Origin of the sequence: Pseudomonas furukawaii, from assembly GCF_002355475.1 — a bacterium.
In the GTDB taxonomy this organism is placed as follows: domain Bacteria; phylum Pseudomonadota; class Gammaproteobacteria; order Pseudomonadales; family Pseudomonadaceae; genus Metapseudomonas; species Metapseudomonas furukawaii.
On the sequence record NZ_AP014862.1, the window covers coordinates 2,888,911 to 2,901,351 of the forward strand.

The following is a 12,441-nucleotide window of genomic DNA, read 5'->3' on the forward strand; positions in this document are numbered from 1 at the left end:
CGGTCAACGAAAAGGGGCGCACATCATACATGGTTTTCGAGCCGCTCGCCGCTTTCGCGCCACGGTCGCTCGACGCGTGGCGCGTCGGGCTCAGCCGCGCAGCAGTGGGTAGAGCTCGCCCAGCAGCTTGCGGCGGCTGAACAGCAGTTGCCAGCGGTTGCCGCCGAGCTGGCGCCACAGGCGTGCGGCGCGGATGCCGCAGAGGAGCAGGGCGCGGATCTTCGCGGCATTGCTGGATTGCTGCAGGTGGCGCATGTCGCCATGGACCTGGATGCGTTGGCGGAAGGTGCTCAACGTGTCCTGGTAGAGGCTGGCGCAGGCGGCGATGACGTTGTCGTGGACCAGGCCGAAATGCTGCACCTGCTGCTGGATCTGGTCGAGGCGGGTGCCGATCAGGTCGAGCATGTCGCCGCGCTTGGCCAACTGCCGCTCCAGGGTAAGCAGGGCCAGGGCATAGCGCAGCGGTTCGCGCTGCAGGCTGGTGGGCTCGCGCTCCAATGCGCTGACGAGGGCCTTGTAGCCTTCGCGCAGATTGAGGTCGTCGCCCCCATAGACGTCCAGGGTGTCCTTGGGGTCGCGCACCAGGAGGCTGCCGAGCATGCAGCCCAGTGGTGGCTCGCTGATCTGGCCAGTCTTGGCGATGCGGTCCACCAGGGCGGCGGCTTCGAAGACGGCGCCCAGGGCGATCAGTTGTTCGCGGGTCTGGTTCATGGGCGTTGTACTCCGGCGTCCCAGGGTTGGGCGCTTTCGATCACGCCGCCACCGAGGCAGATTTCACCGTCGTAGAACACCACGGACTGTCCCGGGGTGACGGCACGCTGGGGCTCGTCGAAGGTCGCGAGGTAGCCATCGGCGGTTCTTTCCAGGGTGCAAGCCTGATCGCTCTGGCGATAACGCACCTTGGCCTTGATGCGTCGTGGCTGGGCCAGTTCGATGGGGTTGACCCAGTAGATCTCGGAGGCCTTGAGGGTGCGGGAGTAGAGCCAGGGGTTTTCGTTGCCCTGGCCGACGATCAGCACGTTGCGCGCAAGGTCCTTGGCCAGGACGTACCAGGGTTCGTCGGACGCGTCCTTCATGCCGCCGATGCCCAGGCCTTGGCGTTGGCCGATGGTGTGGTACATGAGGCCGTGGTGGCGGCCGATGACTTCGCCTTCGGTGGTTTCGATATCGCCCGGCTGGGCCGGCAGATACTGCTTGAGAAAGTCGGTGAAGCGGCGCTCGCCGATGAAGCAGATGCCGGTGGAGTCCTTCTTGCGGGCAGTGGCCAGGCCATGTTTCTCGGCGATGGCGCGGACTTCGGGCTTCTCCAGTTCACCCACAGGGAACAGGGTGCGGGCGATCTCCTTGCCGCCTACGGCGTGGAGGAAGTAGCTCTGGTCCTTGTTCGGGTCCAGGCCCTTGAGCAGTTCTGTGCGGTCGTCGATATCGCGGCGGCGCACATAGTGGCCGGTGGCGATGAGGTCGGCGCCCAGCGACAGGGCATAGTCGAGGAAGGCTTTGAACTTGATCTCGCGGTTGCAGAGGATGTCCGGGTTCGGCGTGCGGCCGGCCTTGTACTCGGCCAGGAAATGCTCGAACACGTGGTCCCAGTACTCGGCAGCGAAATTGGCGGTGTGCAGCTTGATGCCGATGCGGTCGCAGACGGCCTGGGCATCGGCCAGGTCCACCTTGGCGGTGCAGTATTCGGTGCCGTCGTCCTCGTCCCAGTTCTTCATGAACAGGCCTTCCACCTGATAGCCCTGTTCGAGCAGGAGGAGGGCGGAAACCGAGGAGTCGACGCCGCCGGACATGCCGACTATGACGCGGGTATTGGCTGGATCACGCATGGGAAATCTGCACTGGTCGTTAGGCAAAAGCGGAATTCTATCAGGCTCGGCGGTAATCGGGCGACGCGGATCAGGCGGGGCGGATCAGGCTGAGGGGGAAGCGCTCGCCTGTCAGGTAGTCGTCGATGCAACGCAGCACCAGGTGGCTGCGCCAGCGGTCCTTCTCGGCCAGCAGTTCGTCGCGGGTGAGCCAGCGAGGACCGATGATGCCGTCATCCAGGGGACGCTCCACGTGGTGGCGAACGGGTCGGGCGGCGAAGCAGACGCGCTGGTAGGTCACGCCGTTGCTGGGCGCGGTGTAGAGGTAGAGGCCGGTCACTGCGGTCAGTTCGACCTCCCAGCCGGTTTCCTCAAGGGTTTCGCGAAGGGCGGCCTGGAGCAGTGTCTCGTTGGCTTCCAGATGGCCGGCGGGCTGGTTGAGCACGGCGCGGCCGCCGGCTTCTTCCTCCACCAGAAGGAAGCGGCCCTGGTCCTCGACCACGGTGGCGACGGTGATATGGGGTTGCCAGGTCATCGGCAGGTCTCCGGGAAAAGGGGCATCACAGGTTGGCGCAGTCGAAAAGAAGAAACCCCGGGCAAGCCCGGGGTTTCTCGTTCGCATCGGGCGCTTAGGCGACCAGGCCGTCGATCACGGCGTTGAAGGTGGCGCTGGGGCGCATCACCTTGCTGGTCAGCTCCGGATTGGAACGGTAGTAGCCGCCGATTTCCGCCGGCTTGCCCTGAACACTGTTCAGTTCGGCGACGATGGTCGCTTCCCGCTCTGTCAGTGCCTTGGCCACCGGTGCGAAGTGTGCCTTCAGCTCGGCGTCTTCGTCCTGGGCGGCAAGGGCCTGGGCCCAGTAGAGCGCCAGGTAGAAGTGGCTGCCGCGGTTGTCGATCTCGCCGACCTTGCGGGACGGGGACTTGTTGTTGTCCAGCAGTTTGCCGGTGGCTTCGTCGAGGGTCTTGCCCAGCAGCTTGGCCTTGGCGTTGCCGGTCTTGATTCCGGTCTCTTCCAGGGAGACGGCCAGGGCTAGGAATTCGCCCAGGGAATCCCAGCGCAGGTAGTTCTCTTCCACCAGCTGCTGCACGTGCTTGGGAGCCGAGCCGCCGGCGCCGGTTTCGTACATGCCGCCGCCAGCCATCAGCGGAACGATGGACAGCATCTTGGCGGAGGTGCCCAGTTCCATGATGGGGAAGAGGTCGGTCAGGTAGTCGCGCAGGACGTTGCCGGTCACCGAGATGGTGTCCAGGCCGCGCATCTGGCGCTCCATGCTGGTGCGGATGGCTTCGTTGTAGCCCTTGATGCTGATGTCCAGGCCGGTCAGGTCGTGGTCCTGCAGGTACAGCTCGACCTTCTTGCGCAGTTCGCGATCATGGGCGCGCTCGGGGTCCAGCCAGAAGATGGCCGGGGTGTTGGACAGGCGGGCACGGGTGACGGCCAGCTTGACCCAGTCGCGGATCGGGGCGTCCTTGGTCTGGCAGGCGCGCCAGATGTCGCCGGCTTCCACTTCGTGCTGCATCAGCACGGTGCCGTCGGCGGCCACGACGCGCATGGTGCCGTCAGCGGTCATCTCGAAGGTCTTGTCGTGGGAGCCGTATTCCTCGGCTTTCTGCGCCATCAGGCCGACGTTCGGTACGGTGCCCATGGTGGTGGGGTCGAACGCGCCGTTGGTTTTGCAGAAGTTGATCATTTCCTGGTAGATGCGGGCGTAGGTGCTCTCCGGCATCACGGCCTTGGTGTCTTTCTGCTTGCCGTCCTTGCCCCACATCTGGCCGGAATTGCGGATCATCGCCGGCATGGAGGCGTCAACGATCACGTCGCTGGGGATGTGCAGGTTGGTGATGCCCTTCACGGAGTCGACCATCGCCATCTCGGGGCGGTGGCTGTAGACCTCGTGGATGTCGTGCAGGATTTCTTCCTGCTGGGAGGCGGGCAGGGTCTTGATCTTGTCGTAGACGCTGCTGATGCCGTTGTTCGGGTTGACGCCCAGTTCCTTGAACAGCTCGCCGTACTTGTCGAAGACGTCCTTGTAGTAAACGCTCACCGCATGGCCGAAGACGATGGGGTGGGAGACCTTCATCATGGTGGCCTTGACGTGCAGGGACCACATCACGCCGGTTTCCTTGCAGTCCTGCAGGGTTTGCTCGAAGAAGGCACGAAGCTTGTTGCAGCTCATGAACATGCTGTCCAGGACTTCACCTTCCTGGAGTGCGAGTTTCTTCTTGAGCTCGACCTGGCCGTCCTTGCCAACGAATTCAATGCGTACTTCGCCAGCCTTGTCCATGGTGATGGACTGTTCGCTGGAGAAGAAGTCGCCACCGCGCATGTAGTCGGCGTGGGAGCGGGAGGCCATGCTCCACTTGCCCATGGAGTGCGGATGCTTGCGGGCATAGGCCTTAACGGCGGCCGGTGCGCGACGGTCGGAGTTGCCTTCACGCAGTACCGGGTTCACGGCACTGCCCAGGACCTTGGCGTAGCGCGCGCGGATCTCGTTCTCTTCGTCGCTCTGGGGGTCTTCCGGGAAGTTCGGGACGCTGTAGCCCAGGGCCTGCAGCTCGGCGATCGCACCCTTCAGCTGCGGCACCGATGCGGAGATGTTCGGCAGCTTGATGATGTTGGCTTCGGGGGAAGTGGCCAGCGTCGCCAGGTAGGCCAGGTCGTCTTCGATGCGCTTGTCGGCGTCGAGCTTGTCAGCGAAGGCGGCGAGGATACGGCCGGAGAGGGAGATGTCGCGGGTTTCGACATCGATGCCGGCGGAGGCGGAGAAGGCCTTGACGATGGGGAGGAGGGAGTAGGTGGCGAGCGCGGGGGCTTCGTCGGTGAAGGTGTAGGTGATCTTCGGACGGTTGGACATCAACGTTTAACTCTCTTCTTTTCTGGGCGCGCACAGACTCTCGAAGCGCATTGGTAGACGCATTCGCTCAATGTCGACGTTGAGCTCGGCCGAGAATTGCCGCGGGGGTAATGGAGCGCCAGTAGAGCGTTGTACGGCCCCGCCATGGTGGTGGCCAAGCCGTTGCGAGGGCAGTGAGCCTGGTTCCAGACTGCTCGACCTCGATGACTGTGAAGTCACGGCGCGCATTATATCACTCCTTTTGCCGGGCTGATGCGGGCGCTTTGTTTCGACTAAGGAAGATATGGTCGATGACCGGCCAACTGGAGTAGGCTCAGGCGTTGCAAGAGCGTTCTCAACCACAACACGGAGCTCAGCATGGGATACCAAAAGATCCAGGTCCCGGCGGTCGGTGACAAAATCACCGTCAATGCGGACATGTCCCTGAATGTACCGAACAACCCCATCATTCCCTTTATCGAGGGCGATGGTATTGGCGTCGATATCAGCCCGGTCATGATCAAAGTCGTGGATGCCGCCGTTGCCAAGGCCTATGGCGGCGATCGCAAGATTTCCTGGATGGAGGTCTACGCGGGCGAGAAAGCCACCCAGGTCTATGACCAGGATACCTGGCTGCCGAAGGAAACCCTGGAGGCGGTACGTGATTACGTCGTCTCCATCAAAGGCCCCCTGACCACTCCGGTCGGTGGTGGCATCCGCTCTCTCAACGTCGCCCTGCGCCAGGAACTGGACCTGTACGTCTGCCTGCGCCCGGTGCGCTGGTTCGAGGGTGTCCCGAGTCCGGTGAAGAAGCCCGGCGACGTGGACATGGTGATCTTTCGCGAGAACTCCGAGGACATCTACGCGGGCGTCGAATGGAAGGCCGGCAGCCCGGAAGCTGAAAAGGTCATCAAGTTCCTCACCGAGGAAATGGGTGTCAAGAAGATTCGCTTCACTGAAAATTGCGGCATCGGCATCAAGCCGGTTTCCCAGGAAGGCACCAAGCGCCTGGTGCGAAAGGCTCTGCAATATGCCGTGGACAATGATCGCGGCTCCGTGACCCTGGTGCACAAGGGCAACATCATGAAGTTCACCGAAGGTGCCTTCAAGGAATGGGGCTACGAGGTGGCGCGTGACGAGTTCGGTGCCGAACTGCTGGACGGTGGTCCCTGGATGCGGTTCAAGAACCCCCGCACCGGCAAGGACATCGTGGTGAAGGATGTGATCGCCGACGCCATGCTGCAGCAAATCCTGCTGCGACCGGCCGAGTACGATGTGATCGCAACCCTGAACCTCAACGGTGACTACCTGTCCGACGCGCTGGCGGCCGAGGTGGGCGGTATCGGTATCGCGCCCGGTGCCAACCTCTCCGATACGGTTGCCATGTTCGAAGCCACCCATGGTACGGCGCCCAAGTATGCGGGGCAGGACAAGGTGAACCCGGGGTCGGTCATCCTCTCCGCCGAGATGATGCTGCGCCACATGGGTTGGGGCGAAGCGGCCGACCTGATCATCAAGGGCACCAATGGGGCCATCGCCGCGAAGACCGTGACCTACGACTTCGAACGCCTGATGGAAGGTGCGAGGCTGTTGTCCTGCTCGGAGTTCGGCGACGCGATCATCGCCCACATGTAATGCTGGAAGTGGATACAAAAAGGCCGGTCATCTGACCGGCCTTTTCATGCCCAAATGTTTCAGGGCTCAAACTTCAACCGTGCTGCCCTGATGTTGGCTGATGGGGGCGGGTGCTTCGCTGGTCGCCGTGACCGGACGGATATTCACGGCATGCAGCCCTTTCGGGCCCTGGATGATATCGAAGCTTACCGGCTGTCCAGCCTTTAGCGTCTTGTAACCATCCATCTGGATGGCGGAGTAGTGGGCGAACAGGTCCTCATCTCGGCCTTCGGCAAGGATGAATCCATAGCCTTTGGCGTTGTTGAACCACTTGACCTTACCGCTAAGCATGCTGATATCCCTCTGCAAAGGACTCCATCACTGGAGTATCATCCACCTCGACTCCACGCCCTTCAGGCCACCATGGCCACGCACGTGGAACCCCTGATACCCGAAGACGGGTATCTTTTGGTTGTAACACTGATTCGCCGTTAGTCAAGGCGCTGCCCGCATCGCCTGAGAAGCGGATCAAAGTCTTTCCTACGGGCGCTCTTCGAATATCCATGACCTTTATTTCCAGCATGCATGCAAGCAGCCAGATTCGACTAACATTCAATCAGGACGGTCCGCAGCATCATGAGGACGACTCCACTGGCCTGGCTGTTCAGGAGGCCAAGCCGGCCTTGCAGGCGCCACCCATGTATAAGGTGGTGATGTTTAACGATGACTACACCCCTATGGATTTTGTGGTCGAGGTGCTCGAAACGTTCTTCGGCATGAACCGGGAACTGGCCACCAAGATCATGCTGACCGTGCATACGGAGGGCCGTGCGGTATGTGGCGTGTTTACGCGTGACATCGCCGAAACCAAGTCCATGCAGGTCAATCAATATGCGAGAGAGAGCCAGCATCCGCTGCTCTGTGAGATCGAGAAGGACGGTTAACGCCGCCGCTTGGGTATGAGGTGAAGCCATGTTGAACCGCGAGCTCGAAGTCACCCTCAATCTTGCCTTCAAGGAGGCCCGTGCCAAGCGCCACGAATTCATGACGGTCGAGCATCTGCTGCTCGCCCTTCTGGACAACGAAGCCGCGGCTACCGTCCTGCGCGCCTGCGGCGCCAACATGGACAAGCTGCGGCATGATCTGCAGGAGTTCATCGACTCCACCACGCCGCTGATTCCTCAGCATGACGAAGATCGCGAGACCCAGCCCACGCTCGGTTTTCAGCGCGTGTTGCAGCGTGCGGTTTTCCATGTGCAGAGTTCCGGCAAGCGCGAGGTCACCGGCGCCAATGTGCTGGTGGCCATCTTCAGCGAGCAGGAAAGTCAGGCGGTGTTCCTGCTCAAGCAGCAGAGCGTCGCCCGCATCGATGTCGTCAACTACATCGCCCATGGCATTTCCAAGGTGCCGGGTCATGGCGAGCAGCCTGACCACGAGCAGGAGATGCAGGACGAGGAGGGGGGCGAGGCGGCTGCCTCGGGCCATCCGCTGGATGCCTACGCCAGCAACCTCAATGAACTGGCGCGCCTGGGTCGTATCGATCCGCTGGTAGGACGTGAGGGTGAGGTGGAGCGCGTTGCCCAGATCCTGGCCCGTCGACGCAAGAACAACCCCTTGCTGGTCGGTGAGGCCGGCGTCGGCAAGACCGCCATCGCCGAGGGTCTGGCAAAGCGTATCGTCGATAATCAGGTGCCGGACTTGCTGGCTGACAGCGTCGTGTACTCCCTGGATCTGGGTGCGTTACTGGCGGGCACCAAGTACCGGGGCGACTTCGAGAAGCGCTTCAAGGCGCTGCTCAATGAATTGCGCAAGCGTCCCCATGCCATCCTCTTCATCGATGAGATCCACACCATCATCGGTGCAGGTGCTGCATCCGGCGGCGTGATGGATGCCTCGAACCTGCTCAAGCCGCTGTTGTCGTCTGGCGAGATCCGCTGCATCGGCTCCACGACCTTCCAGGAGTTCCGTGGCATCTTCGAGAAGGATCGGGCACTGGCTCGTCGATTCCAGAAGGTGGATGTCACGGAGCCTTCCGTGGAGGATACCGTGGGCATCCTCAAGGGCCTCAAGGCGCGCTTCGAGCAGCACCATCACATCGAATACAGTGATGAGGCCCTTCGGGCGGCAGCCGAGTTGGCGGCGCGCTACATCAATGACCGGCACATGCCTGACAAGGCGATCGACGTGATCGATGAGGCTGGTGCCTATCAGCGCCTGCAGCCCGAGGAGAAGCGCGCCAAGCGCATCGAGGTGGCCCAGGTCGAGGATATCGTTGCCAAGATCGCCCGCATTCCTCCCAAGCATGTCTCCAGCTCCGACAAGGAGTTGCTGCGCAATCTGGAGCGCGATCTCAAGTTGACCGTGTTCGGCCAGGATGCAGCCATCGATTCACTGTCCACTGCCATCAAGCTGTCCCGTGCCGGTCTGAAGGCGCCGGACAAGCCTGTGGGCTCCTTCCTCTTTGCCGGCCCTACGGGCGTAGGCAAGACCGAGGTGGCGCGCCAGTTGGCCAAGGCGCTGGGTATCGAGTTGGTACGTTTCGACATGTCCGAGTACATGGAGCGTCACACCGTGTCGCGCCTGATCGGTGCACCGCCCGGCTACGTTGGATTCGACCAGGGTGGTCTGCTCACCGAGGCGATCACCAAGATGCCGCACTGTGTGCTCCTGCTGGACGAGATCGAGAAAGCGCATCCGGAGGTATTCAACCTGCTTTTGCAGGTAATGGACCACGGGACCTTGACCGACAACAACGGCCGCAAGGCGGACTTCCGCAATGTCATCCTCATCATGACCACCAACGCGGGTGCCGAGACGGCTGCGCGGGCTTCCATCGGCTTCACCCAGCAGGACCACTCTTCGGATGCCATGGAGGTGATTCGCAAGAGCTTCACGCCGGAATTCCGTAACCGGCTGGATACCATCATCCAGTTCGGTCGGCTGTCCCACGAGGTCATCAAGAATGTCGTGGACAAGTTCCTCACCGAGTTGCAGGCGCAGCTGGAAGACAAGCGTGTGCAGTTGGTGGTTGGTGACGAGGCGCGTGGCTGGTTGGCGGAGCGTGGTTACGACATGCAGATGGGGGCTCGCCCGATGGCACGCCTGATCCAGGACAAGATCAAGCGTCCCCTGGCGGAAGAGATTCTCTTCGGCGAATTGGCCGAGCATGGGGGGGTGGTGCACGTGGATGTCAGGGATGGAGAACTGGTGTTCGACTTCGAGACCACTGCGGAAATGGCTTGACGATCGCCCACGAAAAAGCCCGGCAAATGCCGGGCTTTTTAATGACCTTTTCGATCAGCGGGCGCGGTAGGTGATGCGGCCCTTGCTCAGATCGTAGGGGGTCAGCTCAACGCGTACCTTGTCGCCGGTGAGGATGCGGATGTAGTTCTTGCGCATCTTGCCGGAAATGTGCGCGGTGACGACGTGCCCATTTTCCAACTCCACACGGAACATGGTGTTGGGCAGGGTGTCGACGACAGTGCCTTCCATTTCGAAGCTGTCTTCTTTCGACATGCAGTAAAGCCCTCGGTATTCAAAGGTGGGCCTGCCGCAGTGCGCGGCGGGCAAAAACGGCGTGCATTGTGCCCGAAAACAGCCCTTCTCGCCAAGGGGCTGTCAACTGAGCGTCACCCAGCGCTGGTTGACGAACAGCTCGATCGGGCGGTACTGGGTCTTGTAGTTCATCTTTCTGCAGTTCTTGATCCAGTAACCGAGGTAGACGGCGCCGAGGCCGAGGCGCGCCGTTTCGCCTATCTGCCAGAGAATCGCATAGCGACCCAGGCTGCGCCGCTCCTCGTCCGGGTCGTAGAAGGTGTAGACGGCCGACAGGCCGTTGGGGAGGAGGTCGGTCACGGCCACTGCCTTGAGTGCGCCATGGAGGCGGAACTCGTAGAAGCGGGAGAACGGCAGGTCGCGCACCAGGAAGGTCGAGAACTGGTCTCGGCTGGGTGGGTACATATCGCCGTCTGAGTGCCGTTGCTCGATGTAGCGTACATAGAGTGCGTAGTACTCTTCGGTGAATGCGGGGCGAACAGGGAATACCGTCAAGTCTGCGTTGCGCTTCAGGATGCGTTTCTGCTGGCGGTTCGGGATGAACTGGTCGGCAGGGATTCGTGCTGGAACGCAGGCGTTGCAACGTTGGCAATGGGGTCGATAGAGATGGTCTCCGCTGCGCCGAAAGCCCATCTCCGACAGTTCGGCATAGACATCCACGTCCATGGGCTGGCTGGGGTCGAGGAACAGGGTGGTGGCCTGCTCCTCGGGCAGGTAGCTGCATGGATGCGGCTGAGTGGCATAAAACTTGAGACGAGCCAGCTCGGTCATGATCAACCCCCGGGACAACCCTTCGGCAAGTGTATGTCAGGCTGCGAGACTCGCCTAGGCGATCCAGTCAGCGACAGTCGGCTGGTCGAGATAAAGCTGCAGGTAGCGGGCGAATTTTTCCCGGCTGATGGGGCGGGCCCCAAAACTCTGCAGGTGCTGGGTGGGCATCTGGCAGTCGATCAGGACGAAGCCCCAGTCATGCAGGTGCCTGACCAGCGTGGCGAAGCCTACCTTGGACGCATTGTCTGCACGACTGAACATGGACTCGCCGAAGAATATCCGGCCGATGGCCAGGCCATAGAGGCCGCCGACCAGTTCGTCATCTTTCCAGACTTCCACGGAGTGAGCGACGCCGCGCTCGTGCAACTCGATGTACGCGGCCTGCATCGGTGAGGTGATCCAAGTGCCATCGGTGTAGTTGCGCGGGCCGGCGCAGCCTTGAATCACGTCCGCGAACGCTTGGTCGAAGGTCACGCGGAAGCGTGCCTGACGCAGGAGTTTGGCGAGGCTGCGGGAAATGTGGATTTCCTGGGGCGGGAGTACGGTGCGGGGGTCAGGTGACCACCACAGGATCGGCTGGCCATCCTGGTACCAGGGAAAGCAGCCGTGACGATAGGCCCGGATAAGCCGCTCAGGGGAAAGGTCGCCTCCAGCGGCTAGCAATCCGTTGGGCTCGCGAAGGGCGCGCCCGAGAGGCGGAAAATCCAGGGAGTCGCGTTGCAGCCAGCTGAGCATGGGGAGGGGAGGGCGGACCCGCGGGGCCGCCCGGACCTGTCAGTTGTCGTCGAGGAATTTTTCGGCGTCCAGCGCGGCCATGCAGCCGGAGCCGGCCGACGTGATGGCCTGCCGATAGACGTGGTCGGCCACGTCGCCGGCGGCAAATACCCCCGGAATGCTGGTGGCGGTGGCGTTGCCGTCGAGGCCGCCTTTCACGATCAGGTAACCGTCGCGCATTTCCAGTTGCCCCTGGAACAGGTCGGTGTTGGGCTTGTGGCCGATGGCGATGAAGACGCCCGCCAGTGGCAGTTCACGGGTACTGCCGTCCTGGGTGTTCTTCAGGCGTACGCCTGTCACGCCGGTATTGTCGCCCAGGACCTCGTCCAGGGTGTGATTCCAGTGCAGGCGAATATTGCCGTTCTCGGCCTTGTCGAACAGCTTGTCCTGCAGGATCTTCTCGGAGCGCAGCTTGTCGCGGCGGTGGATCAGGTGCACTTCCTTGGCGATGTTGGCCAGGTAGAGCGCCTCTTCCACGGCAGTGTTGCCGCCGCCCACCACGCAAACCACCTGGTTGCGATAGAAGAAGCCATCGCAGGTGGCGCAGGCTGAGACGCCCTTGCCGGCGAAGGCTTCCTCGGAGGGCAGGCCCAGGTATTGGGCCGATGCGCCGGTGGCGATGATCAGGGCGTCGCAGCTGTAGGTGCCGCTGTCACCCTTCAGGATGAAGGGGCGCTGGTTCAGTTCCGCAGTGTGGATGTGGTCGTAGACGATCTCGGTGTCGAAACGCTCGGCGTGTTTCTGCATGCGCTCCATCAAGGCGGGGCCGGTGAGGCCCTCGACGTCGCCAGGCCAGTTGTCGACTTCGGTGGTGGTCGTGAGCTGGCCGCCGGGCTGGATACCAGTGATGACCACAGGTTTGAGGTTGGCGCGTGCGGCATAGACGGCGGCGGTGTAACCCGCTGGGCCGGAGCCCAGGACGATCAATTGGGAATGCTTGACTTCGTTCATAAAAAAGGCTCCATAAGTCTTTGTCACAAAAGAAAATGCATGCTCCAATTGAGCATGACGCAAATTGATTGGCGGCTATGCTACACGAAGCGCAAGACGTCGCCAAAACGCTGCGGTGACAAACTGTTCCCGCG

12 protein-coding genes are annotated in these 12,441 nt (G+C 61.8%); 3 read left to right on the top strand and 9 right to left on the bottom strand.

The annotated features are described in order from the left end of the window. Window positions 1-90: 90 nt before the first annotated feature. The 4 genes from hflD to KF707C_RS13450 all read right to left on the bottom strand — a co-directional run bounded on the left by hflD (window position 91) and on the right by KF707C_RS13450 (window position 4,663). The gene (gene hflD, locus KF707C_RS13435; RefSeq protein ID WP_004421876.1) at window positions 91-711 is read right to left on the bottom strand and encodes a high frequency lysogenization protein HflD; all 621 of its coding nucleotides are present in this window, start codon (window positions 709-711) and stop codon (window positions 91-93) included. After that, window positions 708-1,826 (bottom strand): tRNA 2-thiouridine(34) synthase MnmA, encoded by a 1,119-nt coding sequence (gene mnmA / locus KF707C_RS13440; protein WP_004421874.1) that lies wholly within the window; start codon window positions 1,824-1,826, stop codon window positions 708-710. Before mnmA ends, hflD begins: the two co-directional genes overlap by 4 nt. A gap of 70 nt (window positions 1,827-1,896) precedes the next feature. After that, window positions 1,897-2,340, bottom strand: a complete 444-nt coding sequence (locus tag KF707C_RS13445; protein WP_004421871.1) for an NUDIX hydrolase — start codon at window positions 2,338-2,340, stop codon at window positions 1,897-1,899. A gap of 94 nt (window positions 2,341-2,434) precedes the next feature. Continuing rightward, complete coding sequence (locus KF707C_RS13450) at window positions 2,435-4,663, bottom strand: NADP-dependent isocitrate dehydrogenase (protein WP_004421869.1); 2,229 nt, start codon at window positions 4,661-4,663, stop codon at window positions 2,435-2,437. A 357-nt stretch (window positions 4,664-5,020) separates the two neighbouring features. On the opposite strand from KF707C_RS13450, the gene icd reads away from it, so the two are divergent. Further along, window positions 5,021-6,277, top strand: a complete 1,257-nt coding sequence (gene icd, locus KF707C_RS13455; RefSeq protein ID WP_004421866.1) for an NADP-dependent isocitrate dehydrogenase — start codon at window positions 5,021-5,023, stop codon at window positions 6,275-6,277. A gap of 66 nt (window positions 6,278-6,343) precedes the next feature. Here the strand turns inward: icd and cspD are convergent, their stop codons facing one another. After that, entirely contained in the window at window positions 6,344-6,607 is a 264-nt protein-coding gene (cspD, locus tag KF707C_RS13460; protein ID WP_004421865.1) for a cold shock domain-containing protein CspD, read from the bottom strand. A 230-nt stretch (window positions 6,608-6,837) separates the two neighbouring features. Here cspD and clpS point away from each other — a divergent pair, with 230 nt between their 5' ends. Next, window positions 6,838-7,200 (top strand): ATP-dependent Clp protease adapter ClpS, encoded by a 363-nt coding sequence (clpS, locus tag KF707C_RS13465; RefSeq protein WP_036993043.1) that lies wholly within the window; start codon window positions 6,838-6,840, stop codon window positions 7,198-7,200. A gap of 28 nt (window positions 7,201-7,228) precedes the next feature. Beyond that, complete coding sequence (gene clpA, locus KF707C_RS13470) at window positions 7,229-9,499, top strand: ATP-dependent Clp protease ATP-binding subunit ClpA (protein WP_004421863.1); 2,271 nt, start codon at window positions 7,229-7,231, stop codon at window positions 9,497-9,499. 54 nt (window positions 9,500-9,553) lie between these two features. Here the strand turns inward: clpA and infA are convergent, their stop codons facing one another. The 4 genes from infA to trxB all read right to left on the bottom strand — a co-directional run bounded on the left by infA (window position 9,554) and on the right by trxB (window position 12,307). After that, window positions 9,554-9,772 carry a translation initiation factor IF-1 gene (gene infA, locus KF707C_RS13475; protein WP_002553999.1) on the bottom strand — a complete coding sequence of 73 codons (219 nt, stop codon included), beginning with the start codon at window positions 9,770-9,772 and terminating at the stop codon, window positions 9,554-9,556. Between the two features lie 102 nt (window positions 9,773-9,874). Next, window positions 9,875-10,582: an arginyltransferase gene (locus KF707C_RS13480; RefSeq protein ID WP_036993006.1), complete on the bottom strand. Its 708-nt coding sequence runs from the start codon at window positions 10,580-10,582 to the stop codon at window positions 9,875-9,877. 54 nt (window positions 10,583-10,636) lie between these two features. Continuing rightward, window positions 10,637-11,317 carry a leucyl/phenylalanyl-tRNA--protein transferase gene (aat, locus tag KF707C_RS13485; protein WP_004421861.1) on the bottom strand — a complete coding sequence of 227 codons (681 nt, stop codon included), beginning with the start codon at window positions 11,315-11,317 and terminating at the stop codon, window positions 10,637-10,639. A gap of 39 nt (window positions 11,318-11,356) precedes the next feature. Continuing rightward, window positions 11,357-12,307, bottom strand: a complete 951-nt coding sequence (trxB, locus tag KF707C_RS13490) for a thioredoxin-disulfide reductase (RefSeq protein ID WP_004421860.1) — start codon at window positions 12,305-12,307, stop codon at window positions 11,357-11,359. Window positions 12,308-12,441 lie beyond the last annotated feature (134 nt).

Excerpts from the sequence above, each read along its gene's own strand:
- KF707C_RS13450 (WP_004421869.1), bottom strand. The coding sequence starts at position 4,663 with ATGTCCAACCGTCCGAAGATCACCTACACCTTCACCGACGAAGCCCCC.
- clpS (WP_036993043.1), top strand. The coding sequence starts at position 6,838 with ATGCATGCAAGCAGCCAGATTCGACTAACATTCAATCAGGACGGTCCG.
- KF707C_RS13480 (WP_036993006.1), bottom strand. The coding sequence starts at position 10,582 with ATGACCGAGCTGGCTCGTCTCAAGTTTTATGCCACTCAGCCGCATCCA.
- clpA (WP_004421863.1), top strand. The coding sequence starts at position 7,229 with ATGTTGAACCGCGAGCTCGAAGTCACCCTCAATCTTGCCTTCAAGGAG.
- KF707C_RS13445 (WP_004421871.1), bottom strand. The coding sequence starts at position 2,340 with ATGACCTGGCAACCCCATATCACCGTCGCCACCGTGGTCGAGGACCAG.
- trxB (WP_004421860.1), bottom strand. The coding sequence starts at position 12,307 with ATGAACGAAGTCAAGCATTCCCAATTGATCGTCCTGGGCTCCGGCCCA.
- infA (WP_002553999.1), bottom strand. The coding sequence starts at position 9,772 with ATGTCGAAAGAAGACAGCTTCGAAATGGAAGGCACTGTCGTCGACACC.
- icd (WP_004421866.1), top strand. The coding sequence starts at position 5,021 with ATGGGATACCAAAAGATCCAGGTCCCGGCGGTCGGTGACAAAATCACC.
- mnmA (WP_004421874.1), bottom strand. The coding sequence starts at position 1,826 with ATGCGTGATCCAGCCAATACCCGCGTCATAGTCGGCATGTCCGGCGGC.
- cspD (WP_004421865.1), bottom strand. The coding sequence starts at position 6,607 with ATGCTTAGCGGTAAGGTCAAGTGGTTCAACAACGCCAAAGGCTATGGA.
- aat (WP_004421861.1), bottom strand. The coding sequence starts at position 11,317 with ATGCTCAGCTGGCTGCAACGCGACTCCCTGGATTTTCCGCCTCTCGGG.
- hflD (WP_004421876.1), bottom strand. The coding sequence starts at position 711 with ATGAACCAGACCCGCGAACAACTGATCGCCCTGGGCGCCGTCTTCGAA.